Below are 25,192 nucleotides of genomic sequence, written 5' to 3'. Positions count from 1 at the left end.
CAGCCCGTTTTTTTTCTACTCTTCTAATTCCCCCTCACTCCAACCACCTGCTCTTTCTTTCGGTTGCGGATGTGGGCAGGTATAGCCGCTACAATTTCCTGCTGCAGCGCGTCGATCAGTTTCTTTTTCAGGAAGCTGCGGTGCACGACCAGACTCACCTCCCGCTGTGGCTGGGGTTCCTGGAAGGTATGAACCAGCGCCTGTTTCTCTTCAGGTATATCCAGCACTGAAAGCTCCGGCAACAAGGTGAGGCCACGCTGTGTCTCTACAATCCGCTTAAGCGTTTCCAGCGATCCGCTCTTGTAATCCAAATGCCCTGCGCCGCTTAGGCCGCTCCCAGACCGGTTGCAGATATTGAGCACCTGACTCCTGAAACAGTGTCCTTCGTTCAGGACCCACAGCTCGTCCAGATCAAGTTGCTCCGGGCTAATGGCTTTGCTTTGGGCCAGCGGATGGGCTGGGTTAATGTACGCTACAAAAGCCTCGTAGAACAGGGGAAGCTCTCTGATAGACTTATCCTCCAGTGGCGTCACCAGCAGTCCTACGTCCAGCAATTCATAGTTCAGCTTCTGCACGATCTCCTCCGTCAGCAGTTCCTGCACCACCAGCCGCACATCGGGGTACTTCTCCATAAAGCTAGTCACGAAAAGCGGGATCAGGTAGGGAGCAAGAGTCGGTATCACGCCCACCCGCAACTCGCCGCTCAGTTCCTGCTTCTGGTTCTGCACAATCTCTTTGATCTTCTTTGCCTCAGCCACTACGATGCGTGCCTGGGCTATAACCTCTTTGCCCAGCTCGGTCGGGCGCACCGGTACTCTGCTTCTATCAAAGAGCTGTACTCCTAACTCCTCTTCCAGCTTCTGCAGCTGCATGCTTAGGGTGGGCTGCGTGACAAAGCAATGCTCCGCTGCCGTGGCAAAATGACGGTGTGTATCTACCGCCAAAAGGTATTCCAATTGTACCAGTGTCATGTTAATAACCGTATAGTGGTAATATAAATGTACGTTGTAGTATACGACTTCTGCTTCTGGCTGTCCTTATATCCAAATGTCGCAACACCCGCTAAGTTATAGAACATAACTATATATCCATAGACATAATTGATTTGATTGATAACCCAACAGGCAATATATTTGTATATACAAACAATGAAAGACAAAACGCAAAGAACTATGAATAAGCTAACGAATATCGGATTGGAAAAACAAGACTCAGTAGAGATTGCTGACAAGCTGAACGAGCTCTTGGCCAACTACCACATTTACTATCAGAACCTGCGCGGTTTCCACTGGAACATCAAAGGTATACACTTCTTCCAGTTACATGCCAAGTATGAAGAACTTTACAACAGCGCTTTGGCTCGGATTGATGCCTTGGCAGAGCGTATCCTGACAATCGGACAAAAGCCGCTGCATACCTTCTCAGATTATCTGCGCGTGTCCAGCATTCAGGAAACATCAAACCTGAGCGGTGACAAGGAGACTGTGGAGGCCACGCATCAGAACCTGTCCGTGATCGTGAACCTGGAGCGCGAGATACTGGCGATGGCCGCAGAGCGCGACGACGAGGGTACGGTGGCACTCGTGAGTGAAGACATCAACGAAAATGAAAAGACGCTTTGGATGCTAAGAGCCTTCCTGAGCTAAGATAATAAGTGATGATTGGTTTTAGTTTAATGCAAAAGCCGCCTGCTACAGTTGTAACAGGCGGCTTTTTGTTTTATACCTGAGGCTATACCTTACTTGGCGTAGCTGATGGCTCTCATTTCGCGGATCACCGTGATCTTGATCTGGCCTGGGTACTGCATTTCCTTCTCGATCTTTTGAGAGATGTCGAAAGAAAGCTGTGCGGCTTTTTCATCGCTCACATTGTCGGCATCTACCATGATGCGGAGCTCACGACCGGCCTGAATGGCGTAGCACTGGTTCACCCCGTCAAACGATACGGCAGCTGCCTCCAGATCCTTCAGACGCTTGATGTACGACTCCATGATCTCGCGGCGGGCACCTGGTCTTGAACCAGAGATAGCATCGCAGGCCTGAATGAGCGGAGAAATCATTGCGGTCATCTCGATCTCGTCGTGGTGAGCGCCGATGGCGTTGCAGATATCCGGATGCTCCTTGTATTTCTTGGCCAGTTCCATACCGATAATCGCGTGTGGCAATTCCGGCTCGTCTGGCGTTACTTTACCAATGTCATGCAACAGACCGGCACGCTTGGCATGCTTCACGTTCAGACCAAGTTCTGCAGCCATCGTGGCGCACAGGTTGGCTACTTCGCGTGAGTGCTGCAGTAGGTTCTGACCGTAAGACGAACGGAAGCGCATACGTCCCACCATCTTGATCAGTTCCGGGTGCAGACCGTGTATACCTAAGTCGATGGCGGTACGCTCACCGATCTCTACGATTTCTTCCTCAATGTTTTTGCGGGTCTTCGAAACCACCTCCTCGATACGAGCCGGGTGGATACGACCGTCGGCCACTAAGCGGTGCAGCGACAGACGCGCAATCTCGCGGCGAACCGGGTCAAAACCAGAGATGATGATTGCTTCCGGCGTATCGTCCACGATAATTTCCACACCTGTAGCGGCTTCAAGGGCACGGATGTTACGGCCTTCACGACCGATGATCTTGCCTTTGATGTCGTCGCTTTCGATGTTGAAAACAGAAACGCAGTTCTCAATGGCGTGCTCCGCAGCAGTGCGCTGAATGGTCTCCACCACGATTTTCTTCGCTTCTTTTGTAGCGGTGAGTTTGGCCTGGGCTACGATGTCTTTCACATAAGAAGAAGCATGGGACTGGGCTTCGCTCTTCAAGGCTTCCACCATCTGCTCGCGGGCTTCGGCGGCGGTCAGGCCGGCGATTTTCTCCAGTTGGGCCACTACCTCGTTATGCTGCTGCTCTACATCTTCTTTGCGTTTTTTGAGCACTTCCAGTTGATGATCGAGGGCTTCTTTCTCTTTGTCGAGTTCGGCTTCGCGGCGCTTGGTCTGCTCCATTTGCTTGGCTACGTGCTGCTCGCGCTGCTTTACCTTGTTCTCATTCTGAATGATGATGTTTTTCTTCTTGTTCGACTCTTCCTCGAACTCAGACTTCAGCTTCAGGAATTTCTCCTTCGCCTCCAACATGCGGTCTTTCTTGATGCTCTCGGCGTTGATCTCAGCCTCGCGAATGATGGATTTTGCCTTCTGGCGGGCGGCTTCTTCCTGCTGCTTGTATACCTTCTGCAGCATGACACGCCCTATGTACACGCCCACTCCGAGCGCTACAATGGCAGTGATTAAAATGAATAAAATATCGGGCATAACTATAAGCTTTTATGGTTTATAAAAACTATAGCAGTACCTGCAGCAGGACAGTGAAGTGGTTTTGCGAACCACACCTTAGTTAAAGAGGCTGCTTGGGAAGCCGCCTCGGAATATGTTTACTTACTTGATGATAAGAGATCGTCCAGTACGCTCAGTTGCTCTCCCACTTTAGCCAGATGGTTGTTTTTGTCATCCTCCAGTTTCAGCTTGTCCACCATGGTCTCAAAAGCCACCATGGCCAGCAAATCCTGCTTATCCTGTATGCCAAACTGGTCTTTGAAAAAGCGCAGACGCTCGTTCAAAAGTTTACCTACAACCCGAAGCCTTTCTTCTTCTTCTTCCTTCACCCGCATCGGATACTCGCGTTCTGCGATGCGAATCTTAATTGCTAATTCACCCATCCGTTGCGTTCTTTTGGTATAGGGCTACCTCGTTTCTTTGCTTTCCTGCAATGGCCAGCCGTGTATCCGGCTTCGGCTCACTGCCTCCCGCTAGTCACGCAAGTAGGCGATACACTTATCAATTTCCCTTATATATTCGTTTAACTTCAGCTTTAACTCTGTCGAATTTGCAGTGTTTCCTGCTATCGCATCTACAATCTTAACAATATTCTCTTGATTTTGAAAATTTTTTATTTGCTGTTCTCTCTCTTCTAACAGCGCCTCCAGCGATTTAATTTCTTCCTGAGCGGCGACAAGCTTGTGTATCACGTCGTCGTGCTTGTTAAGAAGCTTGCGTACTTTGTCCTCAATGGACTGAAGCTGTTGCAGTTGTTTTTCTTTTGCCATAACTATTTGCGGATAATAGCTCCCAGCTGTTTTTCAAATTGCTGCATCAGGCGGTTCATTACGCCATCGATCACTTTGTCGGTCAAAGTTTGCTGGCGATCCAGCAACGTAAAGCTCAAGGCGTAGGCTTTCTTGCCTGCGGCAATTTTGTCGCCCTCGTACACATCAAACACGTTCACACCTTGCAAAAGCTTGCGCTCGGTGCGCAGGGCCACTTGCTTCAGCTGCTCAAAGGTCAGGTTCCTATCCACTACCAGTGACAGGTCGCGGCGCACTTCCGGGAACTTCGGCAGTTCCTCGGCTACGAGTTTGTCTTTGTATTTCTTTAGGAGATAGTCCCAGTTGAGTTCGGCGTACCATACCTGCTCTTTCACATCGACAACTTTGGTCACGGCCGCATCCAGCAAACCAACCTGCGCGATCACGGTGCCGTTCTTCACATAAGCTATACCCTGGCGCATGTAGCGGCTCTGCTCAATGGCCTGCACTTCGTAATCGGCGGCGTTGAGTTTCTGCAGCACATTCTGCACCACACTGGCCAGATCATGGAAAGCCACTTTCTGTGCAGGCTGCTTCCAGCTTTCGGCTGTGGTGTTGCCTACCATATAAAGCGCCAGTTTACGGCTCTCCTTGTAGCCATCTTCCAGCTGCTCGTATACCTTGCCGAGTTCGTATATCTTCAGGTCACGCTGACGGCGGTTGATGTTGTAGCGGAGCACTTCCAGACCCGAGAACACCATGCTTTTGCGCAGCACGTCGAGGTCCTCACTATTGTAATTGAGCACCTTCACCAGTCCGGCCGTCTCCCCGTCTCCGCCAGCGGCATAGTATTTGGAGTTGGTGATGGAGTTAGTGATGATCTCGTGGAAACCGTTTGCCGAGATGTAGTCCAATATCGTCTTGTTGACATCTTCCGGATAAGGTTTCGGGAAGCTAGCCATGTACATAGTGGCCATGTGCTCGCTCACCTCGATGTTGTTGAAGCCGTAGATGCGCAGGATCTCCTCCACCAAGTCAGCTTCGCGGGTCACATCGACTTTAAACGGAGGCACCGATACGTGCAGCTTCTCTTCCGTTTCGCCGGTGATTTCTATACCTAAATCGGTCAGGATAGCTTTCATGCGCTCGGCACCGATGTGCTGGCCGATAAGCGAATGGGCTCGTTCGATGTCCAGCGTCAGTTCTAAGTTTTGAACAGGCTGTGGGTATACATCCACAATTTCAGAGCTGATCTCACCGCCCGCTACTTCCTGCACCAGCAATGCGGCACGTTTCAGAGCAGTGATCACCATGTTTGGATCGGTACCACGCTCGAAGCGGAAAGACGCATCAGTTTTAAGGCCGTGCGCCATACCTGTGCGGCGGATGTAGTCAGGTGAGAAATAGGCACTCTCAATGAAAATGCTTGTCGTTTCGTCTGAAACACCAGACTCCTGTCCACCAAACACGCCGCCAATGGCCATTGGCTCTTCAGCATTGCAGATTATCAGGTCATTAGCCTTGAGCTTACGCTCTACACCATCCAGGGTCACGAACTTGCTGTCAGCCTCGGCGGTCTTCACCACAATCTTATCGCCTTTGATCTTGTCCGTATCGAAAGCATGCAGGGGCTGCCCCAGCTCGTGCAGCACGTAGTTGGTTACGTCCACGATGTTGTTGATCGGAGCCAGGTCGATGGCACGCAGGCGCTTTTGCAGCCACTCTGGTGAAGGGCCTACTTTCACGCCGCTCACGGTGACACCGGCGTAGCGCGGACAGGCCTCTGTATTTTCAATCACCACCTCGATCGGGCGGGAATTGTTATGCACTGTAAAGTCCTCCACAGAAGGCAAGGTATAAGGCACGCGCAGCAGCGCTTTCAGGTCACGGGCCACGCCTAAGTGCGAAGCGGCATCGGCACGGTTTGGCGTCAGGCCGATCTCGAACACCTTGTCAGAGCGCAGTCCGAAGTACTCAGCGGCAGGTGTACCGTTTGGCAGGTCAGTGTCGAGCACCATAATACCGGCATGCGAAGTACCTACGCCAATTTCATCTTCGGCGCATATCATACCCTCGGAAGCAGCACCGCGTATCTTCGATTTCTTGATTTTGAAAGCCTCACCGCCTGTTGGGTAGAGTGTGCTGTTCACGATCGCTACCACCACTTTCTGTCCAGCGGCCACGTTGGGCGCACCGCATACGATCTGGCTTGGCTCACCTGTACCGATGTCCACAGTCGTTATACTTAGACGGTCGGCGTCAGGGTGACGCTCACAGGTCAGTACTTCGCCTATCACGATGCCCTCCAGGCCTCCTTTTACCTGATCGAAGTTATGGATTGCCTCCACCTCCAGACCTGCGCCTGTCAGCAAGGCACCTGTTTCTTCAGCGGTTTTATCTATATGAATGAGTTGTTTCAGCCAGTCGAATGAAATCAGCATGGTTATTTCTGTTGTTCTGTAAGGTATAGCCTCGTTCGGTTGAAGCTAATTCCCAAAATTAAGGATTTTTCTTTGCTCTTCGACAAAAGACATCAGTACAAAAGCCTACATGTTCATAGAATTTTGGCCCAGGGACAGTTTCCCCGAAGCCAGGTCACACAAGATACACTTCGTAATTAGCCCAATTGCTTTACTCCTGCCGCTCATCCCAACACTGCTTCGGATTTGCAGGTCTTTGTCAGTTCATCGAAGTTAAGCCAGGTGACAAGCTTCATGTCTGGCTAAAAGCCTCTACTCCACCACCGGATGTACTTTTTCGTAGTTTTTCTCGCCAGCCTCCACCGCTACGCTCAGGCGATTCTCTTTGGGTGGCACAGGACATACGTACTCAGGATTATAAGCACAGAAAGGACTGTAGGCGCGGTTAAAGTCGAGGGTTGCCGTTGTAGCCCCTTCTTTGAACGGCACATCCAGGTAGCGGCCGCCGCCATAGGTGTCGAAACCGTTTGTTTTGTCAGTGAAGGGCACAAATAACTTTTCCTCCTGCTCTTTTACTTTTTTATAGAGTGTGAGGCGCTGCGGCTCACCGTGCAGCTCGAAATTGGCAAAAGCGTAACGCAGGTAGGCTTCGGTGCTGCCGTTGGTCATAGGCATGTGCAGCGTGTCTTTGGGCTCAATATCCTCCAGCTTCACCTTCACGCGGTAGTCCAGGTTGGGTTCGTAGTACACCAGGTTGGTGAACATCCTGCGGTCGGCTTCCTCAAAAGGACTGTTAGTGCGGCTCCTGAACGACAGGTCTTTGTCTTCGCGCTCTTTCTGCAGCGGAATCAGATAATTGTCGTCACTCATAAAGGACTCACGCACAAAATAAAAAAGTACCAGCGCGATGCCGGCTATAATAATGAGCTTAATGGGTCGTTGCATTGGGTCAGGTGATTTTACTGCAATTTCGGAAAAATTTCGTCAAAGTGCCCGCACGGCAGACTTTTCAGTGGCTTGCGGCAGGTAGTACTTCGCCAGCAACTCGAAGGCTGCCACCTGCTCCCGCTGCCACACCTCGTCGTGATTGAGTTCCCGAGCCAGGACAGTAGCTACTACAGGCGCCATTTCCAAGGCGGCACGTGCATCCAGAAAAAGTACTCTTAATCGCCGCGCCAGCACATCTTCCACGGTGCGGGCCATTTCGTGGCGCACCGCCCAGACTACTTCAGCCAGGGTATAGCTAAAGTCAGGGTGCAGCTTTTGCGCCAACTCAGGCTCAGACTGCGTCAGGGCTTGCAGATCAGGCGCATCGCTGCCATAAGCGGACAGCCCGGGAGGCAGTGAACTGCTCCAACCGCTTCGCTCAGGTATAGCACCATGGATGGCCAGCTTTTTGGTAATACAAGTTTTATCGGGCAGACCCGCTACCTGAATAGCCTCGTTCACGGTTTCTTCGGCCATCTGGCGGTACGTGGTCCACTTCCCCCCTGTGATAGTGATTAATCCTGAAGATGCCACCAGCAACTTATGACTGCGGGAAATCTCTTTGGTATTGCCTGTTTTGCTATCGGGAGCGGCCAGGGGGCGCAGTCCGGCATGCACACTTAGCACATCTTGCCGCGTTGGGGCTTTCAGTAGATAAGCCCCTGCAGTTTGTAGAATAAAGTTGATCTCGGCATCGAGCGCCACAGGTTCCAGGCTCAGTTCCTGCAGCGGTGTATCGGTCGTGCCAACCAGCACCTGGCCCTGCCAGGGAATGGCAAAAAGCACGCGCCCATCAGGCGTTTCAGGTATCATCATGGCTGTATCGCCTGGCAGAAAGGACTTGTCGAGCACCACGTGTACGCCCTGACTGGGCATCACCAGCGGTTTTTGGTCAGGCTGATCAAATTGCAAGATCTTGTCCACATACACGCCTGTGGCATTCACTACCGCTTTGGCCTTTAAGGTATAGGGCTGGCCACTTTCCACCTCCTGTGCTTCTACCCCGGTCACTTTTCCATCAGCACCTTTCATTAAGCCAGTCACACGAACATAATTCAGCACCGTGCCGCCCTGTTCGGCACAGGTCTGAGCGATGTTCAGGGCGAGGCGGGCGTCGTCGAACTGCCCGTCGTAGTACACAATACCGCCTTTCAGATTTTCGGATTTTATGGTGGGCATCTGCTCAAACACGGTTTTGCGGCTCCACCAGGAGGTGCGACCCAGGCTATACCTACCCGCCAGCAGATCGTAGAGCGTTAGGCCCGTGCCATAGAAAAAACGTTGCCACCAGCTGTAACAGGGGATAACGAAGGGCTGCACCGACACCACATGCGGGGCGTTGCGCAGAAGGAGCCCCCGCTCCCGAAGTGCTTCGAACACCAACCGGATATTGCCCTGCGCCAGGTAACGCACCCCACCATGCACCAACTTGGTACTGCGACTCGAGGTACCCTTTGCAAAGTCGGACTGCTCAAGTAAGAGCGTCTTATACCCACGCGAAGCAGCATCCAGAGCTGTTCCCAAACCTGTGGAGCCGCCGCCGATCACGAGCACATCCCACTTAGGCACCTCAGCAAGCTGCCGCAGCATGGCTTCACGGTTAAAGGGTATAGCTGGCATCGATTTTCAGGTATAGTAGGTAGATTTCTGGAATATGATAGCTCCATCAAGATAAGTAATTTTCGCTTTATAAACCTTTCTCAATATTAGGTTTCGAAAGGTGTTGCGCAATTCAACTGTACATTAAGCCTTCCTGCTTGCAGACATGCATCTCCATCGTGCTTCACTATAAATTATCAGAGCGAATGACGTGGAATCAACACAGAAAATCGCTAACATTATACCGCTTACAAATCTTACCATGAACTACCCTTACTCCCGCCTTCGCTTACCAATCATCACCTTTTTATCTACTTTTCTGTTCAGTCTGCCATCTTGTATGCAGGGGGGTAAAACTGCCGAGGCTCAGTCGCCAGTTGAAGCCGCTATACCTGTTTATTCCAATGCTAACAATACCGCTACACCTACTCCTGACACTCTGACTTTACAGGCAGCTATGCCTGAACAATCGGCTCAGCCTGCTGCTGTTGTGACAAGCTCCATAGCCGATGCCGAGACCATCATTGCCCGCAAGCAGGTCCCTATTCTGTGTTACCACCAGGTGCGCGACTGGCGCGAGAAGGATTCCAAGCAAGCCAAAGATTATATCATACCGGAAGAACGTTTCAAAGAACACATCAAAATTCTGGCCGATAGCGGCTATCAGACCGTGCTGCCTGACCAACTCAAGGCTTACCTGACCACAGGCGCCCCACTTCCCGAAAAGCCCGTGATGCTCACTTTTGATGACACCAGCCTGGGACAATACACCGTGGCCGCACCTGAACTCGAGAAGTACGGTTTCAAGGGAGTTTTCTTCATCATGACCGTGTCGCTGGGCCGACCCAACTACATGAGCAAGGCGCAGGTAAAAGAGCTTTCAGACCGCGGGCACGTGATTGGCTCGCATACCTGGGACCACCAGAACGTGAAAAAATACCAAGGCCAGGACTGGGTAAAACAGGTGGAAAAACCGTCACGGCAGCTCACCGAGATCACAGGTAAACCGACTGAGTACTTTGCCTACCCTTTTGGGCTTTGGAACCCAGAGGCTATACCTGAACTCAAACAAAGGGGCATGGCCGGAGCTTTTCAACTCGCTGGTAAGCGTGATCCGCAGGACCCGCTACACAGCATCCGCCGCATTATCGCTAGCGGGTATTGGAGTGCGCCATCTTTGCAAAGGGCCATGATCAACAGTTTTTAAAAAACCCTACCCGCCTCTCTTCAGTTTGATAATATGCCATACCTCTACCACGATGCAAACAGACGAGAAACACCTTCAGGAGATGATCACGCAGCTCGACCAGCTGCACCACGACGCCCTTGAACTGGAAAAGAAATTTGCCAGCGCCATTAAAAGCGTGCATCCGTCTTTCCGTAAAAGCGCCCGCAACCTGCTGCACTACCTGTCGCTGCGGCAGCACGACATTCGGCATTTGCAGGAGAGCCTATCCCGCATGGGCCTGTCATCACTGGGTCGCGCTGAGGGGCATGTGCTGGCAAGCCTGCAGGCCGTGCGCGACATGCTCTGTCAGTTGCAAAGTTGCGAGGTTATCAAGAAGCCTGTTCCTGTTTCATTTGATGAAAGCAGCGAATTACTTGAGAAGCACACCAACGATTTGCTTGGGCCCTCTCCTAAAAAACACGGCACCCGCATCATGGTCACCTTCTCGACTGACCTGGCCCATGACCACGAATTGTTGAAGCGCATGCTGCTGGCCGGTATGGACTGCGCCCGCATCAACTGTGCCCACGACAACGAGCAGGTGTGGGAAGCCATGGTGCAATCCGTCAGAAAGGCCGAGAAGGAAACAGGACGAAACTGCAAAATACTGATGGACCTGATGGGGCCGAAACTGCGCACGGGGCCGCTCAAGCCTGGCCCTGCCCTGTTGCCTATCCGCCCCATCCAGAATGAGCTGGGCCAACTCGTGTCCCCTGCCAAGGTATGGCTTGCACCGCCCGGCGAAGAAAGTGAAGTACCTGTAGATGCCAGCCTGCCCCTTGACGAAGCCTGGGTTGCGCAGCTGCAACAGGGCGATAAACTCAGGTTCAGGGACACCCGTGGTCGTAAGCGCACGCTTACCGTCATGCAGCGCAAAGAAAAAGGTGTGATCGCGCACCTGTTCAAGACCTCCTACATAGGCACAGGCACCGAGCTCACCATCAAAAAAGAAAGTGCCCTGGAACGCTCCGCCAAAGTAGGTCAGTTGCCTGCCAGCGTAGTGCCCATCTACCTGCGTAAAGACGATCTGCTGGTGCTCACCAAGGAGCAAACGCCCGGCGAACCCGCCCTCTACGATGCAGAAGGGCACGTCGTGAAGCCTGCACACATAGCCTGCACCTTGCCGGAAGTGTTCAGCCGCGTGAAAGCAGGGCACCCGATTTTGTTTGATGACGGCAAAATTGCGGGTACGATCATGGAAGTGAATGAGGACAATCTGCTGGTGAAGATTACAGAAGCAAAAGAATCGGGAAGCCGTCTGCTGTACGACAAGGGCATCAATCTGCCCGAAACTAAGCTGAACCTGGAGGGCCTTACGCAACAAGACCGCAAAAACCTGGCTTTTGTGGCAAAGCATGCCGATGCCGTGAGTTTGTCGTTCGTGAATCAGCCTGAGATGATTGAGGCGCTGCACCGGGAACTGAAAGAGCTGCAAGCTCCGCAACTGGGCATCATGCTCAAAATAGAAACCAAAGAGGGTTTTCGCAACCTGCCCCGATTACTGCTCACCGTCATGAAAAACCATCCTGCCGGTGTGATGATAGCCCGTGGCGACCTGGCTGTGGAGTGCGGCTGGGAGCGGCTGGCTGAGGTGCAGGAAGAGATTTTGTGGCTCAGTGAAGCGGCGCACATACCCGTGGTATGGGCTACGCAGGTGCTGGAGTCACTCTCCAAAAAGGGACGCCCGTCACGCGCCGAGATTACCGATGCGGCCATGTCGCAACGGGCTGACTGCGTGATGCTCAACAAGGGGCCTTATGTGCTGCGTGCCATCGAACTTCTGGACGATATTCTCAAGCGCATGCAGGAGCACCAGCACAAGAAAACATCCATGTTGCGTTTGTTGCACGTATCGGAGCTGGAGATGCCCTCCAACGATGCTACCAAATAAACCCTGACAGGTATAGCTATTAACCTCCCATACCTGCAATTGAAGAACTTAATAATGAAACAGGCCCTGGCGCTTATTTTTTATACCTGCCTATACCTTTGCTCAGCCCCCTATACCTTGGCGCATACCTATTATCTCAGTTCCAAAGGCGACGATGCCAACCCGGGCACCTCGCGTGCTTCCGCCTGGCGCAGCATCGCCAAAGCCAACAGCCACAGGTATAGCGCAGGCGACACGCTCTTGTTCGAGGCTGGCCATACCTTTGCGGGCGGGCTTTATTTTCATCCGGACAATTTTCAGGGCAAAGGCGATCCGTTAGTCATCAGCTCTTTTGGTGATGGTCGCGCTACCATCGATGCTGATACGAGTTATGGCTTCTACGCGCATAATGTGGCAGGTATAGAAATCCGCCAGCTCAACTTCAGAGGCAGCGGCCCCGACAGCAACAGCAATACCGGCATTCTGTTTTACAACAATTTGCCCGGCGACATAAAACTGAAGCATATCGTGATCGACCAGGTGGAAGTGACAGGTTTCCGCAAATCAGGTATTACCATGGGATCATGGAGCGGCAACAGCGGCTTTGAGGAGGTGCGCATTACCCGCGCCGTGGTTCACCACATCGGTTCGGAGGGCATCAACACCTGGGGTGAGTTCGACCAAAACAAAAAGGGCTATGCACATCGCAACGTATACATCGGCCATTGCCATGTGTTCCAGGTATACGGCCTGCCCTTGACCGACAAGCACAGTGGCAGCGGCATTGTGCTCTCGGATGTGGACGGCGGCACGGTAGAACACAGTGTGGTGCACAGCTCCGGTATGGGCAACACAAACTGCGGAGGTCCGGTTGGTATCTGGGCCTGGGATGCAAACAATGTTACTATCCAGTATAACGAGGCTTACAACATGAGCGCAGGCAGAGGCTGCGACGGCGGGGGTTTCGACCTGGACGGGGGCGTCACCAACTCTGTTATGCAGTACAACTACTCCCATGACAATGACGGGGCAGGCTTCCTGATCGCCCAATTTGAGTGGGCACGGCCAATGTACAACAACATCATCAGGTATAACATCTCTGAAAACGACGGCCGCAAAAACGACTACAAGGGCATCACGCTTTGGGTAGCGGACCAGTACTACAAGGGCGGCAACCGCGACTTGCTGGTATACAATAACACCGTGTTTGCCGACAAAGGCGTAGCGCCAACGGGAGGAGGCGTGTTTTTCAAAAGCGGCCAGCACCACAACGTGCACTTCTTCAACAACATTTTCTACACCCGCAACGGCGCTCCACTGCTACTTGCCGCCGACACGGCAGCACTCGACGTGCATTTTCATAATAACGCCTGGTATAGCGAAGACGGCAGCTATACCTTTGTATGGGGCGATGCCAGGTATACCTCTTTGCAGGACTTCCGTACCGTCACCGGTCAGGAAACTGATCAGAACCAGCCGACAGGTATAGCTGCTGACCCAAAGCTTACAGCACCGGGTACAGCAGGCACTATGGGATACCCGCTCAACCTGCAAACCCTGCAGGACAGGTATGGCTTGCAGAAAAAATCACCCCTTATCGGGCAAGGTATAGCTGTTGCCCTGCCAGCACCATTCATCCCTGCTGAGCAGGACATCCTTGGCCATCCCATTCATGACGCTGCGGCACCCGACATGGGTGCCATAGCCTATACCCGACCAAAGTGGTTAGAGTGGCTGAGAGAGCTTTTTTGAACTCTTGGGATTGAGAGTTGGGAGCTTAAGAGGCATAAGGTTTGGAAAGGAATCTTAAAATGGAGGAATTATATAGGTAATTCTATGTATATTTCTGCAAGCAAGCCCTGTATTTTGCTTATACCTATACCGGAAAACAATGAAATATTTTAACCTGGCGGGCATCGTTGCGGTGGTCCTGGCCATTGCGGGCCTGGTCATCAATGTCGGACATTTTTTCGAGAGCAGGTATATTGGCTGGGCCTTTATAGGAGCCGGTTTGGCCTTAGCTGTAATCAATACATGGCTGAATATCCGAAAGCATAAACGGTAGGTACGGCAGCTAATTCGCATATCAGAAAATATGCTTGCTACATTCCACTCAGCACCTCAAAACATCCCGAACATGAACCAAACTTGCCACCATGCATAGATCAAACGCCTTTTATTCGGTCGTGCTGCTTCTGCTGCTGCTCACTTTCACCCATTGTACCACCAGTAGGCAACGTCTACTCAAGCAGCAATACAAAGAGATTTATGTAGAAGAGTTTAAGCTGATTTACTTTCAGAAACTCCTCCGGGCTGGTTTCAATAACACAGAAGAAGTGAACAGTCTGATAGCATTTGACAAGAGCGGCTTTACGGAACCAGTCCTCACCTCCGAAGATTATCAGTTAATTGAGCGTATGGTACAGGCGGACCAGCAACAAATGCGAGCCGACTCTGTAGCGAGGATAGGTCGTGTGGCGGAGGGAGCAGAGGGCAAGCAAGTGTTTAGTTACATGCTTCAAAAACTGGAGGGTAAGTGGCTGGACAGTCTGGCGAAAGAGCGCTACAAGCTTTCTTATTTCCGGCATATGGCTACACCATGAAACATGCTTGTCACGCACTGACAATTTCCTAAACGAGCGCATATTTAGCATTTTATTACTCCTCAGCCGAAACTTGACCATATTTCAATATATATGTCATTTAGCACACAACCCACATTAGAAAACGATAAAGCCATACTTTATCCTTTGCAGGAAAGTGATTTTGAAGCTTTGTATGCAGTGGCGTCTGATCCTAAAATCTGGGAGCAGCACCCCAACAATGACCGCTGGAAGAAAGATGTTTTCCGGATTTTTTTTGACGGCGCCATGAAGAGTAAGGGCGCCTTTAAGATCGTGGATAAAGCAACCGGCAGTATTGCTGGCAGCACTCGCATGTACGATTACAATGCACAAAACAATAGCATACTGATTGGCTATACCTTCTATTCCACCGCCTATTGGGGCAAAGGGATCAACCATGCCGTAAAAGCACTCCTATTGGACTACTTGTTCCAACATGTGACAGAGGTATACTTTCATATTGGCGCAAACAACATTCGTTCTCAGATAGCTATAGGCCGCCTGGGTGCCGAAAAGGTTTCAGAACAACAGGTGGCGTATTTCGGAGAGTTGCCTAAATTAAACTACGTATACAAGATCGCGAAGGAAGATTGGCTCGCCAGAAAACAAGTCGCATCCTGAGCAAAATCTGTAATCTGAAGCTTATTAAACTCAGGCCTTATGCTGAACACCACATTTATTTAAACACTCTGTTATGAAAAAACTTATCTTCTCTTTCCTCTTTGCCGTTTGCAGCCTGCAGGCATTTGCGCAGCAAGAACTCATCCATCCCAAGGAGCAGCAAAAGCAAGGAATCGTGCAGCAACCACAACCATACATTGAGGTTGATGGCAAGCAGGTAGCGCAAGCAAGTCTGGTGCTTATTGCAGCCAGTCACATTGAAAGCGCCGAAGTATTGAAAGATGAAAAGGCTACAGAAAAGTTCGGCGACAAAGCCAAAGATGGAGCTGTTCTTCTGAAAACTGACCCTACAGCAAAGTGGGTCACCATACAGGATATCTACACCCACTACCGTATACCTGCTCCCCAGCAAAACCTGCGCGTGATCATCAACAACCAGTTAGTCAAAGACACCAGTCTGATACTTGCCAACCTGGAACAGATCGAAAAAGTAGAAGTGAAAAAGCAGGACATCACAGCCCCTGTACGCTGGAGCCTGAACGATGAAGAAGAATTTCTACACATCACCTCAAAACCGCAGACCAAGAAATAAATAGCATGGACGTCACCAAACGCAGCAACATCAAAATAGGCTCCCACGTGAACATCGTGCTCAAAGAAGACCAACGCACCGGCGACTTAACCGAGGGTTACGTAGAGGCCATCCTCACCAAGTCTCCCAACCACCCGCATGGCATTAAGGTCAGGCTCGAGACAGGGGAAGTTGGACGAGTCAAAGAGATTTTAGAAGAAGATTAATCAACTCTGTCATTGCGACCAAAGGGAGAAGTCTGAAGTAATGACGCTTTATACCCATACTTCTCACTAGCGTTCGAAATGACATTATTACCCGTTCTTAATTTTCAAACTTCTTAAACCTTCTAACTCAAAGCATTCCCTCATCGGCGAAGCTGTAGTAGTCGTTGTCGGTAAAGATGATGTGATCCAGGATCGGCAGATCAAGGAACTGGCCGGCTTCTTTCATCTTTTTGGTCAGGGCGATGTCGGCGCCGCTTGGCTTGATATTGCCACTCGGGTGGTTGTGCACCAGTATGATAGAACTCGCCAACTGTTCGATGGCTTTCTTGAAGATCATTTTCGGGTCGGCCACGGTACCCGCTACTCCCCCGCTGCTGATGCTCTCTTTTTTCATGACCACGTTGGCGCGGTTTAGCAAAATCACCCAGAACTCTTCGTGTGGCAGGTCAAGCAGTTGGGGTTTGATGTAGTTGTAGATGTCGGTGGAGCAGGTGATGCGGGTTTTGGCAGCAGAAGCGGTTTCTTTGCGCCGACGGCCCAGTTCCAGCGCGCTCACAATCGAAATGGCCTTCGCTTCGCCTATACCTTTTATTTTGGTCAGATCTTTTACTGTCAGTTTGGCCAGTTCGTTCAGGTCGTTGCCCACAGCCGCCAGTATGAGCTTGGCTACGTCCACAGCAGTCAGTTTTGGGGTGCCAGATCCAATCAGGATGGCAATCAGCTCAGCGTCGCTCAAGGCGGACTTGCCTTTGAGCAGGAGCTTCTCGCGCGGACGGTCTTCTTCGGCCCAGGTTTTGATGTTGAGGGTGGCGGTATCGTATGTCAAAAGTGCAGACGTAGCTTCTTCTTTCACTGCGGTACAGATTTTGTTAGAGAAATGATTGCTAAGTGAATCTGTTTCACCTGAAAATAGTTCAGAGTAGGTGGGCGGTTTGCTTACTTTTTTATCATATTATCCAATTTTAAACAAAAGCTGCCACGGTCTGTTCCTAAGCAGCTATTACCATACAACATGCAACGATTCTTTTCAATAGGAATAGTCATTTTCATCCTATTCCTGGTGGACTTTTATGTCTTTCAGGCCATCAAAACAGTCAGTCAGAATCTCTCGGCCAGTACGCAGCGCATTATCTATATTTTGCACTGGGTTGTGTTTGCCATTACGGCTGGCACATTTGCATTGGCTTCGTTTACTCGTGGCACGCCGCCAGATGCCTTTAAAACATACCTGGCCAGCACGCTTTTCATCATCTTTGCTTCTAAGCTGGTGGTTGTGCTCTTCCTGTTCGTAGATGATGCGCTTCGCCTGGGTAAGATGGTGTTCAACAACGTAAACAGCGGAGAAACGACCTTTGACCCTTCCCGAAGCAAGTTCCTAAACCAGATGGGCCTGCTCGTGGCAGCGGTGCCTTTTTCAGCTTTCATTTACGGCATGGTGAAAGGCGCTTATGATTACCGTGTAAAGCGCATTACACTCCGCTTTCCTAACCTGCCGGCTGCTTTTGAGGGCTTCAAGATGCTGCAGATCTCAGATATGCACACAGGCAGCTTTACTTCTACGGAACCGTTGAAAGAGGCTGTGCGCCTTATCAACAAACAAGAGGCGGACCTGGTATTCTTCACGGGCGACCTGGTGAACAATGTGGCCACTGAGTTGATGCCGCATGTAGACACACTGAAGGAGATCCGGGCGAAACAGGGCGTTTTCTCAGTTCTCGGCAACCACGATTACGGGGACTACGTGAGTTGGGAGAGCCGTGAGGCGAAGACGCAGAACCTGCAAACACTGGTAGACACCCAGCGCCGCATGGGCTGGGACGTGCTACTGAACGAGAACCGCCGCATCGAAAAAGACGGAGAGCACATCTCGATCCTAGGTGTGGAGAACTGGGGCAACCGGGCGGGCTTTCCGAAATATGGTGATCTAAGTAAGGCCTACACTGGTGCAGAGAGCAGTCCGTTCAAAGTACTGCTTTCGCACGACCCTTCACACTGGGATGGTGAGATCAATCAGAAGTATAATGACATAGACCTGACTCTCTCGGGTCATACCCATGGCATGCAGTTCGGGGTGAACATACCTGGTTTGAAATGGAGTCCGGTGCAGTACGTATACGAGCAGTGGGCCGGTCTGTACAAGCGTGGCAGACAGCACCTGTATGTGAATACCGGACTTGGTTTTATCGGCTACCCGGGACGTGTGGGCTTCCTGCCCGAGATTACAGTTTTTGAACTGAGAAGGGCCTAAGCAATAGTTAACTACAATAATCACATAGAAAGAGCCGGCTTAACTGTCGGCTCTTTTTTTATATCAGTAGATACAGCTCCACGTAAGCTACACCTAAATACATGTTTTATCATATTTCCATCTTCCCCTCAATTGAATCACCGATCATGGCGTCTAATAGATAACATCTTTTTTAAACAGGCTTCAACTGCACCAAAAAACATCTCCAAACAAATTTTAACGACAGCCATAAGCAGCTATTACCAAGCGCCATATAAACCTATCGAACCATCCGCCGTAAAACACTAGAGCAAGCCATATTTGTTTTATACTATTTCAAAGCAAATACAACAGGCTTTTATAAGTTTAATTTAGAGTATAAGAAGATGAAAAAGATATTTTATTCGATAGCTGTAGTGAGTGCCATGATGTTTGCGTCTTGTAGTGAAGACAGGGGCAGAACCTATGAAACAGCAGACGCAAACCAGGATGAAAACGTAAACCAAAGCCATATCAGAGGCAATGAAACAGCCATAGGCACCACGACAGATATGTCAAACTCTGATGCCATGTGGCGCAGCAACTCTGAGCGTATAGCCGGCCAGATGGCTACGGATATGCGTCTCGACACGGCAACCCAAAATCAAGTACAGCAAGTACTGTATGAACGTGAGCGTCGCCTAAGCGAATTGGAGTACAACTACAATGAAACCAACCGTATGGGTGGCCAGGTAGCGGAAGATGTAGACAACACAGCTACTACTAACAAGGACCGTTATGACATGGATGGAGGCACGATGACCGACACCCGAACCAATATGAATACGAACGCCCAAAACAATGCGGCTGGTACAACTGGTACAACAGATTTGGATACGGAGCGTGAGCGCATCATGCAGGATACAGACCGTGAGTTACAATCCATCCTAACCCAGGAGCAATATAACCAATACCAGGAAAAACGCGCCAACTATTGGGGTATGAGCAATGACGGCACTAACCAGCTCGATAACTCAGGCAGCAATACCAACTTGCCTAGAAGCAACTCAAATGCTGGCAATGGCACAGATAATAACCAATAGGTTATCTGGCCGTATAAATAGTATTGAAAGCCCATAGCGCCCGTAGCTATGGGCTTTCGCTTTTAGTGCCCGCTTTCCATTAAATTTTGTAATTTAGCACCATGCCGCGGCGCAGTTATATATTTTGGCAGCGGCATACTTTTTAGCCTTTTCCGGCGTATTGACATTAATCCCTTGCCACCGCTAAAGTGGCCGCAGCTGAAACATGCCCTTATACCTGCTACGACTACTGCTTCTTTCTGCCCTGTTGCTTGTGAGTGCACTCCCGGCACTGGCGCAGCGCAATATACGCGTGAGCGGTACCGTGCTCGAACCCGACAAAACCACCCCTATACCTGGCGCAGGAGTCATCCGCTATGGCACGAACTATGGCGTTATTTCTGACGCAGAGGGCAAGTTCCTCATTGATATCGACCAGAGTGACACGCTGCTGATCCGTGCCGTTGGCTTTAAGCCTCTGTTATACCTGCCCCGTAACCTGCCCGTTTCAGAGCTCCGCGTCAACATTGTGTTGCAGCCTGACAGTGTAATGCTCGGCGAAGTGGAGATCACCAGCCGGCCATCCGAGGAAATGATACAGCGGGCGCTGCGCAACATGAAAACGGAAGAGCCTGAGTATGTAAAGCGCAAAGGCTATCGTCCTGAACTAGAGCCTGGTCCTCCACCTCCTCCTGTCGCCCCTACCCCACTCAGCCCTATTTCGCTGTTGTATGATATGTTTTCTAAAGAAGGAAAGCAAAACCAGAAACTGCAGCAGTTGCTGCTGATCCAGGAACTGAAGCGCCGCAGAGAGGAAAAGGAGAACTACAACCGCTTCTTTAAGGACAACACCGGCTACGAAATAGACCGGTAAAGTATCTATTCCTGAAATTAGATTTCATCAAAACCATTTGCTTGTGCGTAGGTTAAGGTATAGCCATACCTCTATACCTTATGAAAATCGGATATCCTTGCATTAACGAGACCCTGGACTGTTCCTCTTCCCGCACATTTCGGTTAGCCTCTTACTCTGAAGAACGTTTAATTCAGACAGTGGAGCAAAACCTGAGCTGTCTGCGCCGCATACTGGAATTCAATGTGGAGCATGGACTGTACTTTTTCAGGCTCACGTCCGATCTGGTGCCTTTTGCATCGCACCCCGTCAACACTTACAACTGGCAGGAGCACTTTAAACTGACCCTGCGCCGGCTTGGTGATTACATTAAGCGCCACAATCTCCGTATATCCATGCACCCTGATCAATTTGTGGTGCTTAACTCCCCTACCCCTCAAACAGTGCAAAACAGTATAGCCGAACTGGTATACCAGGGTAGCATCCTCGACCTGATGGGGCTAGACACCACCGCTAAGTTACAGATACACGGTGGCGGTGCCTATGGTGACAAGGAGTCTGCGCTCAATCGCTTTGCAGAGGTATACCACACCATGCTGCCTGAGGCGGTAAAGGCCCGCCTCTGCGTAGAGAACGACGACCGCACCTATAGCCTCACCGACTGCCTGGTGCTGCACGAACTAACAGGTATACCTATCATTTTCGATAACCTGCACCACGAGTGTGTGAACAACGGTGAACCGATGCGGGAGGCAGTGATGCTGGCTGCCCAGACCTGGCAACCCGAACGTGACGGTGTGCTGATGGTAGACTACAGTGCCCAATCGCCTGGAGAGCGCAAAGGCAAGCATGTACAAAGCATCGGCGAACAGGCTTTCCACGACTTCCTGGTGGAAACTGAGGGCATCGACATGGATATCATGCTGGAGATAAAAGACAAGGAAGCCAGTGCTCACAAGGCAGTGGCTGTGGCAAAGGCGTTGGGCAGAATATAAACCTGCTTAGAACCAGCCCTGCACCAGCTGGTACACGAAAGCCAGCAGCTCCCAGATGGCCCATATCAGCAGAATGAAGATCACGACAATGCCGATGATGACACCTAGGATGATGTTTTTGCCACTGCCCTGGTACTTGCCCTCTTCGTAGTGCGCCCGGAGCATGCGCACATTACGTTCATTTGCTTTGAAGGCAAAGTCAAAGATATTCCCAAGGATGGGTATACTGCCAAACAGGGCATCCAATGCCACGTTGAGGAGCATCAGGGTAACCATCTTGCCACTGGCGCCATAGCGGGCCATGGTGAGGATCAGCATAGCCGACACACTAAACGAAGCCAGGTCGCCCACCACAGGAAAAAGCCCAAGAATGGGATCCAGCCCAAATCGCCAGTTAGTGCCCGGCAAGCGGAACTGGTTGTCCATCAGGTGGGTGATCCGCTCAACCCATTTCAGGTTTTCGGTGCGGGGTGTGCGTGTATAGTGCGTGTTTGCCGTTTCCATAGCTGCCTATACGTAAGCTGTATATAAATGTATCAGCAACATCTTCTGATAGCTTCTTCTGAAAGATCTACCAGTCAGCATTTCTGCGTGTCGCTACCTTGTTGTTCCTGGGCTTGTAAGACGATTTTGCCTTCCACTTTTTGTGCACTCTGTCCGGCTTGCCTTTGATGTAACGCATGCTGCCCCTATCGTCCATCAGAATAGCATTAGAGCTTCTATTTAAAGATGAACAGGAGTAATTAATTGTAGTCCCCGTCAGCATAACTAATAGAACCAGGTATGGAAGTACTCTTTTCATAAGCTTTCCTAATTTTATAACTAATATAATTTATTCATTTTACATGAATAAATTATATTAGTTATAAAATTATACAAAAAAGTGCTGCATGCAGCAGGCCGAAACCATGCTACATGCAGCACCTAAAATTTTAATTATGGACTTGCTTACTGTGCAGGTTCCGGATTCATCACTACTTTAATGTAATTATTCATTTTCAGATAGCTTTTAGCGGCCTTGCTGATATCTTTGGAGTTAAGCTTCTCCACCAGTTCCAACTTATCGTTGATGGCAGTAGGCTGCTCGCCGTAATAGTAGGCGCTTTCGAGTGAGCTCAGCCAGGCACGGTTCTCACGCATGCTGGTTTCGATGCTGCGTCTGTCCGCCTCTTTTACTTTGGCCAGATCAGCCTCGATCGCACCGCTCTTCTGCAGCTTCTGGATCTCTTCGAAAGTGGCGGCTACCAGCTTGTCAACATTTTCGGGAGCACAGGTAAAACTGATGTTGAAGGCGTAGTTCTGGTAAGGTATCCGGCTTGTGCTGGCAGATACGCTGGTTCCATAAACGCCACCTATTTCCTCACGAAGCTTCTCTGTCAGCCTGATCTTCATTACCTCAGACAGCGCAGCCAGATGATAGCTCTTCTCTTTGCTGTACTTGGTCTGGTCACGGAAGCTGATCATCACATTGCTCTTCTGATCAGTGCCTTTCACCAGATCTTTGGTAACAACACCTTTTGGCGCACGCTTGCCTACATCCTTGAAGTTCTCTTTGCGGTTAGTAGATGGCAGGCTTCCCAGGTATGTCTGCAGCATCGGCTTCACCTGCTCTACATCAAAGTTGCCCACAAATACAAAGGTAAAGTCGCTGGCATCACTGAAACGATCTTTGTAGATCTCAAAAGCCCTGTCCAGGTTTACTTTCTGCAGATGCTCTACTGTAGGTATACTGCCAGCGCGCAAGTGGTCCTGCGTCATGATGCGGGCTACCTGGTCAGAGAAATAGTTCTGAGGACTAGCCATCAGGTTAGGCAAAATGCCATTGTACTGCGTCAGGAACGCCTGGAAGTCCTGCTCGCTCTTGCGAGGAGCCGTAAACTTCAGATGCGTCAGCTGCAGCATAGTCTCCAGGTCTTTTGGCGTCGCCATACCTGAGAGTCCTTCGCGCAACTCGGAGATGAAAGCATTGACGTTGGCACTCTTACCAGCCATTACCTTGCGCAGATCCACGGCCGACATATCCTTCAGGCCGCTGCGTGACACGATCTCGGAAGTAAACGTCGCGGTGTGGTAATCGGCATCGCTGTAAAGCGAGTGACCACCGTGGCTGTAAGCCGACATCAGGATCTCATTGTCTTTGAAATCGGTTGGCTTCAACACAACACGTACTCCGTTGGAGAGCGTTAGTTCTGTTACGCCAAGTTTCTCTATTTTGCTTTCTTTGGCGATCGTACCGGCCTTAGGTGTTTCTTCCATCAGGGCGGTTGCTGTCATTTTATCTTCGTAAGGCTGCAGGTCAGCGGTAGAGGCTTCTTTCAGGATGGCCAATACCTCTGCCTCTGTTGGCAACTTTACAGTTTCCTTATCAGGTGCGGTGATCACAACCACACGGTTATCCTCTGTGATCCACTGAGCGGCCAGCTGGTTTACTTCTGCCAGCGTGATGCCTTCCAGATGTTTCTTGATGAACTCGTATTGGAACTCTATACCTGTGGCCGGCATGTTATCGAGGAAGTTGGCTACGTACTGGTTCACGTATACCCCCGAGTTCGTTTTGCTGCGCTCGTTATAGGCCCGTTCGTAAGAAGCAAGCATCTGGGTTTTGTAACGGCTCAGCTCAGAGTCCGTAAAGCCATGGCGTTTAACGCGCTCGTTTTCCTCAGCCACTGTTCGCAGCCCACGCACCACACCCGTTTCGTTTGTGGTTAAGTAAGATGAATAAGCGTCTTTTGCGCTCAGGCCCTGCAGTGACGTGTAAGACGTGCTGGCAAACAGGAACGGCGCATCGGCCTGCTGCTGCAGTTCGCTCAGGCGCTGGTTCAGCATGCCGTTGTACATGTCGCGGGCCAGCTTGTTACGCATATCACCCAGTGTTTTCAGCTTCTGAGCGTCTTTCTTATAATGCAGTTGCATGCCAGGCATGGTCGCTTCCTTGTCGCGTACAATCGCAACAAGTGTTTCTTTGTGACTAGGAATCTCAAAGCTTTTACGCTCTTTTGGATTGGCAGAAGCCTTATACTTGCCGAAGCTCGCTTTTATCTTCTGCTCCATCGCATCCACGTCGATGTCGCCCACCACTACTACGGCCATCAGATCGGGGCGGTACCAGTCTTTGTAGAAACGACGAATCTCCTCGTGCTTAAAGGTCTTTAGCACCTCGTCAGTGCCGATTGGCAGACGCTGCGCATACTTGGAGTCTTTGAAAAGCACCGGGAAGTACTGGTAAGCCATACGCATACCGGCCTCCTGTCGCGAGCGCTTCTCTTCCACGATCACGCCACGCTCTTTGTCGATCTCCTCGCCTTCGAAAGTCACATTAAAAGCCCAGTCCTCCAGGATCAGCAAGCTCTTGTCGATGATCTCCTCCTTATCTGTAGGTATAGGCAGGATGTACACCGTCTCGTCGAAGCCGGTGTAGGCATTCAGGTGGGCGCCAAACTTTACCCCAACAGACTGCAGGTAGTTGATCAGTTCGTTCTTTTTGAAGTTTTTGGTGCCGTTAAAAGCCATGTGCTCAGCAAAGTGCGCTAGCCCCTGCTGGCTGTCATCTTCCAGAATAGAACCAGCGTTTACAGCCAGTCGCAGCTCGGCGCGCTTCTCAGGTGTACCGTTTTTCTGAATGTAGTAAGTCAGGCCATTGGCGAGCTTACCGGTACGCACATTGGGGTTGAGCGGAATAGGTTGATCCAGTTCTGCTACAGCTGTCGTCACCGGCTTCTGAGCCAGCACAACCTGCTCTACTGACGTACCCAACAGAATGGCGGTCAGAGCCAGGGTGTAAAACTTCTTGTTCATCTAAAAGATTTTTAAATTAAGGTTGTTATTCATTGCCTGG

At 50.7% G+C, this 25,192-nt stretch carries 24 protein-coding genes; 13 read left to right on the top strand and 11 right to left on the bottom strand.

The window, feature by feature from the left end; all coding sequences use genetic code 11:
* Positions 1-23: 23 nt before the first annotated feature.
* Entirely contained in the window at positions 24-971 is a 948-nt protein-coding gene (locus I0P70_RS10455) for a hydrogen peroxide-inducible genes activator (protein WP_196117443.1), read from the bottom strand.
* A gap of 201 nt (positions 972-1,172) precedes the next feature.
* Here I0P70_RS10455 and I0P70_RS10450 point away from each other — a divergent pair, with 201 nt between their 5' ends.
* Positions 1,173-1,646: a Dps family protein gene (locus I0P70_RS10450; protein ID WP_196117441.1), complete on the top strand. Its 474-nt coding sequence runs from the start codon at positions 1,173-1,175 to the stop codon at positions 1,644-1,646.
* Between the two features lie 92 nt (positions 1,647-1,738).
* Here I0P70_RS10450 and rny read toward each other — a convergent pair whose 3' ends face one another.
* The 6 genes from rny to I0P70_RS10420 all read right to left on the bottom strand — a co-directional run bounded on the left by rny (position 1,739) and on the right by I0P70_RS10420 (position 9,101).
* Positions 1,739-3,304: a ribonuclease Y gene (gene rny / locus I0P70_RS10445; RefSeq protein WP_196117438.1), complete on the bottom strand. Its 1,566-nt coding sequence runs from the start codon at positions 3,302-3,304 to the stop codon at positions 1,739-1,741.
* Positions 3,305-3,423: 119 nt separating this feature from the next.
* Complete coding sequence (locus I0P70_RS10440; RefSeq protein ID WP_007659821.1) at positions 3,424-3,708, bottom strand: cell division protein ZapA; 285 nt, start codon at positions 3,706-3,708, stop codon at positions 3,424-3,426.
* A 90-nt stretch (positions 3,709-3,798) separates the two neighbouring features.
* A complete protein-coding gene (locus I0P70_RS10435) occupies positions 3,799-4,095 on the bottom strand; it encodes a hypothetical protein (protein WP_196117436.1) in 297 nt (98 codons plus the stop codon).
* A 2-nt stretch (positions 4,096-4,097) separates the two neighbouring features.
* The gene (gene pheT / locus I0P70_RS10430; protein WP_196117434.1) at positions 4,098-6,515 is read right to left on the bottom strand and encodes a phenylalanine--tRNA ligase subunit beta; all 2,418 of its coding nucleotides are present in this window, start codon (positions 6,513-6,515) and stop codon (positions 4,098-4,100) included.
* Positions 6,516-6,806: 291 nt separating this feature from the next.
* A complete protein-coding gene (locus tag I0P70_RS10425) occupies positions 6,807-7,439 on the bottom strand; it encodes a DUF1684 domain-containing protein (RefSeq protein WP_196117432.1) in 633 nt (210 codons plus the stop codon).
* Between the two features lie 39 nt (positions 7,440-7,478).
* Entirely contained in the window at positions 7,479-9,101 is a 1,623-nt protein-coding gene (locus I0P70_RS10420; protein WP_196117430.1) for a glycerol-3-phosphate dehydrogenase/oxidase, read from the bottom strand.
* Between the two features lie 241 nt (positions 9,102-9,342).
* Between I0P70_RS10420 and I0P70_RS10415 the strand changes: the two genes are divergently transcribed.
* From I0P70_RS10415 to I0P70_RS10380, 8 genes are all read left to right on the top strand, one after another.
* Positions 9,343-10,287: a polysaccharide deacetylase family protein gene (locus I0P70_RS10415; RefSeq protein ID WP_196117558.1), complete on the top strand. Its 945-nt coding sequence runs from the start codon at positions 9,343-9,345 to the stop codon at positions 10,285-10,287.
* Between the two features lie 52 nt (positions 10,288-10,339).
* Positions 10,340-12,199: a pyruvate kinase gene (locus I0P70_RS10410; protein ID WP_196117428.1), complete on the top strand. Its 1,860-nt coding sequence runs from the start codon at positions 10,340-10,342 to the stop codon at positions 12,197-12,199.
* Positions 12,200-12,253: 54 nt separating this feature from the next.
* Entirely contained in the window at positions 12,254-13,930 is a 1,677-nt protein-coding gene (locus tag I0P70_RS10405) for a right-handed parallel beta-helix repeat-containing protein (protein ID WP_196117427.1), read from the top strand.
* 139 nt (positions 13,931-14,069) lie between these two features.
* Entirely contained in the window at positions 14,070-14,243 is a 174-nt protein-coding gene (locus I0P70_RS10400; protein WP_196117425.1) for a hypothetical protein, read from the top strand.
* Between the two features lie 91 nt (positions 14,244-14,334).
* The gene (locus I0P70_RS10395; RefSeq protein WP_196117423.1) at positions 14,335-14,781 is read left to right on the top strand and encodes a hypothetical protein; all 447 of its coding nucleotides are present in this window, start codon (positions 14,335-14,337) and stop codon (positions 14,779-14,781) included.
* Positions 14,782-14,874: 93 nt separating this feature from the next.
* Positions 14,875-15,423, top strand: coding sequence for a GNAT family N-acetyltransferase (locus tag I0P70_RS10390; protein WP_196117421.1), 549 nt, complete (start codon positions 14,875-14,877; stop codon positions 15,421-15,423).
* 73 nt (positions 15,424-15,496) lie between these two features.
* Positions 15,497-16,015 carry a hypothetical protein gene (locus tag I0P70_RS10385; RefSeq protein WP_196117419.1) on the top strand — a complete coding sequence of 173 codons (519 nt, stop codon included), beginning with the start codon at positions 15,497-15,499 and terminating at the stop codon, positions 16,013-16,015.
* Between the two features lie 5 nt (positions 16,016-16,020).
* Complete coding sequence (locus tag I0P70_RS10380) at positions 16,021-16,221, top strand: YwbE family protein (RefSeq protein WP_196117417.1); 201 nt, start codon at positions 16,021-16,023, stop codon at positions 16,219-16,221.
* Between the two features lie 127 nt (positions 16,222-16,348).
* Here the strand turns inward: I0P70_RS10380 and radC are convergent, their stop codons facing one another.
* Positions 16,349-17,047 carry a DNA repair protein RadC gene (gene radC / locus I0P70_RS10375; RefSeq protein ID WP_196117415.1) on the bottom strand — a complete coding sequence of 233 codons (699 nt, stop codon included), beginning with the start codon at positions 17,045-17,047 and terminating at the stop codon, positions 16,349-16,351.
* A 186-nt stretch (positions 17,048-17,233) separates the two neighbouring features.
* Here radC and I0P70_RS10370 point away from each other — a divergent pair, with 186 nt between their 5' ends.
* The 4 genes from I0P70_RS10370 to uvsE all read left to right on the top strand — a co-directional run bounded on the left by I0P70_RS10370 (position 17,234) and on the right by uvsE (position 21,357).
* Positions 17,234-18,469, top strand: a complete 1,236-nt coding sequence (locus tag I0P70_RS10370) for a metallophosphoesterase (RefSeq protein ID WP_196117413.1) — start codon at positions 17,234-17,236, stop codon at positions 18,467-18,469.
* A 365-nt stretch (positions 18,470-18,834) separates the two neighbouring features.
* Positions 18,835-19,530 carry a hypothetical protein gene (locus I0P70_RS10365; RefSeq protein WP_196117411.1) on the top strand — a complete coding sequence of 232 codons (696 nt, stop codon included), beginning with the start codon at positions 18,835-18,837 and terminating at the stop codon, positions 19,528-19,530.
* A gap of 205 nt (positions 19,531-19,735) precedes the next feature.
* A complete protein-coding gene (locus I0P70_RS10360; protein WP_196117410.1) occupies positions 19,736-20,383 on the top strand; it encodes a carboxypeptidase-like regulatory domain-containing protein in 648 nt (215 codons plus the stop codon).
* 80 nt (positions 20,384-20,463) lie between these two features.
* Entirely contained in the window at positions 20,464-21,357 is an 894-nt protein-coding gene (uvsE, locus tag I0P70_RS10355) for a UV DNA damage repair endonuclease UvsE (RefSeq protein WP_196117408.1), read from the top strand.
* Between the two features lie 6 nt (positions 21,358-21,363).
* Here uvsE and I0P70_RS10350 read toward each other — a convergent pair whose 3' ends face one another.
* The 3 genes from I0P70_RS10350 to I0P70_RS10340 all read right to left on the bottom strand — a co-directional run bounded on the left by I0P70_RS10350 (position 21,364) and on the right by I0P70_RS10340 (position 25,152).
* Positions 21,364-21,861, bottom strand: a complete 498-nt coding sequence (locus tag I0P70_RS10350; protein ID WP_196117406.1) for a DUF4112 domain-containing protein — start codon at positions 21,859-21,861, stop codon at positions 21,364-21,366.
* A gap of 67 nt (positions 21,862-21,928) precedes the next feature.
* Positions 21,929-22,159 (bottom strand): hypothetical protein, encoded by a 231-nt coding sequence (locus I0P70_RS10345; RefSeq protein WP_230392117.1) that lies wholly within the window; start codon positions 22,157-22,159, stop codon positions 21,929-21,931.
* A 146-nt stretch (positions 22,160-22,305) separates the two neighbouring features.
* Entirely contained in the window at positions 22,306-25,152 is a 2,847-nt protein-coding gene (locus tag I0P70_RS10340; RefSeq protein ID WP_196117404.1) for a pitrilysin family protein, read from the bottom strand.
* Between the last annotated feature and the right edge of the window lie 40 nt (positions 25,153-25,192).

Origin of the sequence: Pontibacter sp. FD36, from assembly GCF_015686655.1 — a bacterium.
Classification (GTDB): domain Bacteria; phylum Bacteroidota; class Bacteroidia; order Cytophagales; family Hymenobacteraceae; genus Pontibacter.
The sequence above is the reverse complement of the archived record's forward strand: the minus strand, read 5'-3'. Positions and strand labels throughout refer to the sequence as shown.

Bases quoted from the DNA above. Each gene is read 5' to 3' on its own strand.
- I0P70_RS10455 (WP_196117443.1), bottom strand. From the start codon at position 971: ATGACACTGGTACAATTGGAATACCTTTTGGCGGTAGATACACACCGT.
- I0P70_RS10450 (WP_196117441.1), top strand. From the start codon at position 1,173: ATGAATAAGCTAACGAATATCGGATTGGAAAAACAAGACTCAGTAGAG.
- rny (WP_196117438.1), bottom strand. From the start codon at position 3,304: ATGCCCGATATTTTATTCATTTTAATCACTGCCATTGTAGCGCTCGGA.
- I0P70_RS10440 (WP_007659821.1), bottom strand. From the start codon at position 3,708: ATGGGTGAATTAGCAATTAAGATTCGCATCGCAGAACGCGAGTATCCG.
- I0P70_RS10435 (WP_196117436.1), bottom strand. From the start codon at position 4,095: ATGGCAAAAGAAAAACAACTGCAACAGCTTCAGTCCATTGAGGACAAA.
- pheT (WP_196117434.1), bottom strand. From the start codon at position 6,515: ATGCTGATTTCATTCGACTGGCTGAAACAACTCATTCATATAGATAAA.
- I0P70_RS10425 (WP_196117432.1), bottom strand. From the start codon at position 7,439: ATGCAACGACCCATTAAGCTCATTATTATAGCCGGCATCGCGCTGGTA.
- I0P70_RS10420 (WP_196117430.1), bottom strand. From the start codon at position 9,101: ATGCCAGCTATACCCTTTAACCGTGAAGCCATGCTGCGGCAGCTTGCT.
- I0P70_RS10415 (WP_196117558.1), top strand. From the start codon at position 9,343: ATGAACTACCCTTACTCCCGCCTTCGCTTACCAATCATCACCTTTTTA.
- I0P70_RS10410 (WP_196117428.1), top strand. From the start codon at position 10,340: ATGCAAACAGACGAGAAACACCTTCAGGAGATGATCACGCAGCTCGAC.
- I0P70_RS10405 (WP_196117427.1), top strand. From the start codon at position 12,254: ATGAAACAGGCCCTGGCGCTTATTTTTTATACCTGCCTATACCTTTGC.
- I0P70_RS10400 (WP_196117425.1), top strand. From the start codon at position 14,070: ATGAAATATTTTAACCTGGCGGGCATCGTTGCGGTGGTCCTGGCCATT.
- I0P70_RS10395 (WP_196117423.1), top strand. From the start codon at position 14,335: ATGCATAGATCAAACGCCTTTTATTCGGTCGTGCTGCTTCTGCTGCTG.
- I0P70_RS10390 (WP_196117421.1), top strand. From the start codon at position 14,875: ATGTCATTTAGCACACAACCCACATTAGAAAACGATAAAGCCATACTT.
- I0P70_RS10385 (WP_196117419.1), top strand. From the start codon at position 15,497: ATGAAAAAACTTATCTTCTCTTTCCTCTTTGCCGTTTGCAGCCTGCAG.
- I0P70_RS10380 (WP_196117417.1), top strand. From the start codon at position 16,021: ATGGACGTCACCAAACGCAGCAACATCAAAATAGGCTCCCACGTGAAC.
- I0P70_RS10370 (WP_196117413.1), top strand. From the start codon at position 17,234: ATGCAACGATTCTTTTCAATAGGAATAGTCATTTTCATCCTATTCCTG.
- I0P70_RS10365 (WP_196117411.1), top strand. From the start codon at position 18,835: ATGAAAAAGATATTTTATTCGATAGCTGTAGTGAGTGCCATGATGTTT.
- I0P70_RS10360 (WP_196117410.1), top strand. From the start codon at position 19,736: ATGCCCTTATACCTGCTACGACTACTGCTTCTTTCTGCCCTGTTGCTT.
- uvsE (WP_196117408.1), top strand. From the start codon at position 20,464: ATGAAAATCGGATATCCTTGCATTAACGAGACCCTGGACTGTTCCTCT.
- I0P70_RS10350 (WP_196117406.1), bottom strand. From the start codon at position 21,861: ATGGAAACGGCAAACACGCACTATACACGCACACCCCGCACCGAAAAC.
- I0P70_RS10345 (WP_230392117.1), bottom strand. From the start codon at position 22,159: ATGAAAAGAGTACTTCCATACCTGGTTCTATTAGTTATGCTGACGGGG.
- I0P70_RS10340 (WP_196117404.1), bottom strand. From the start codon at position 25,152: ATGAACAAGAAGTTTTACACCCTGGCTCTGACCGCCATTCTGTTGGGT.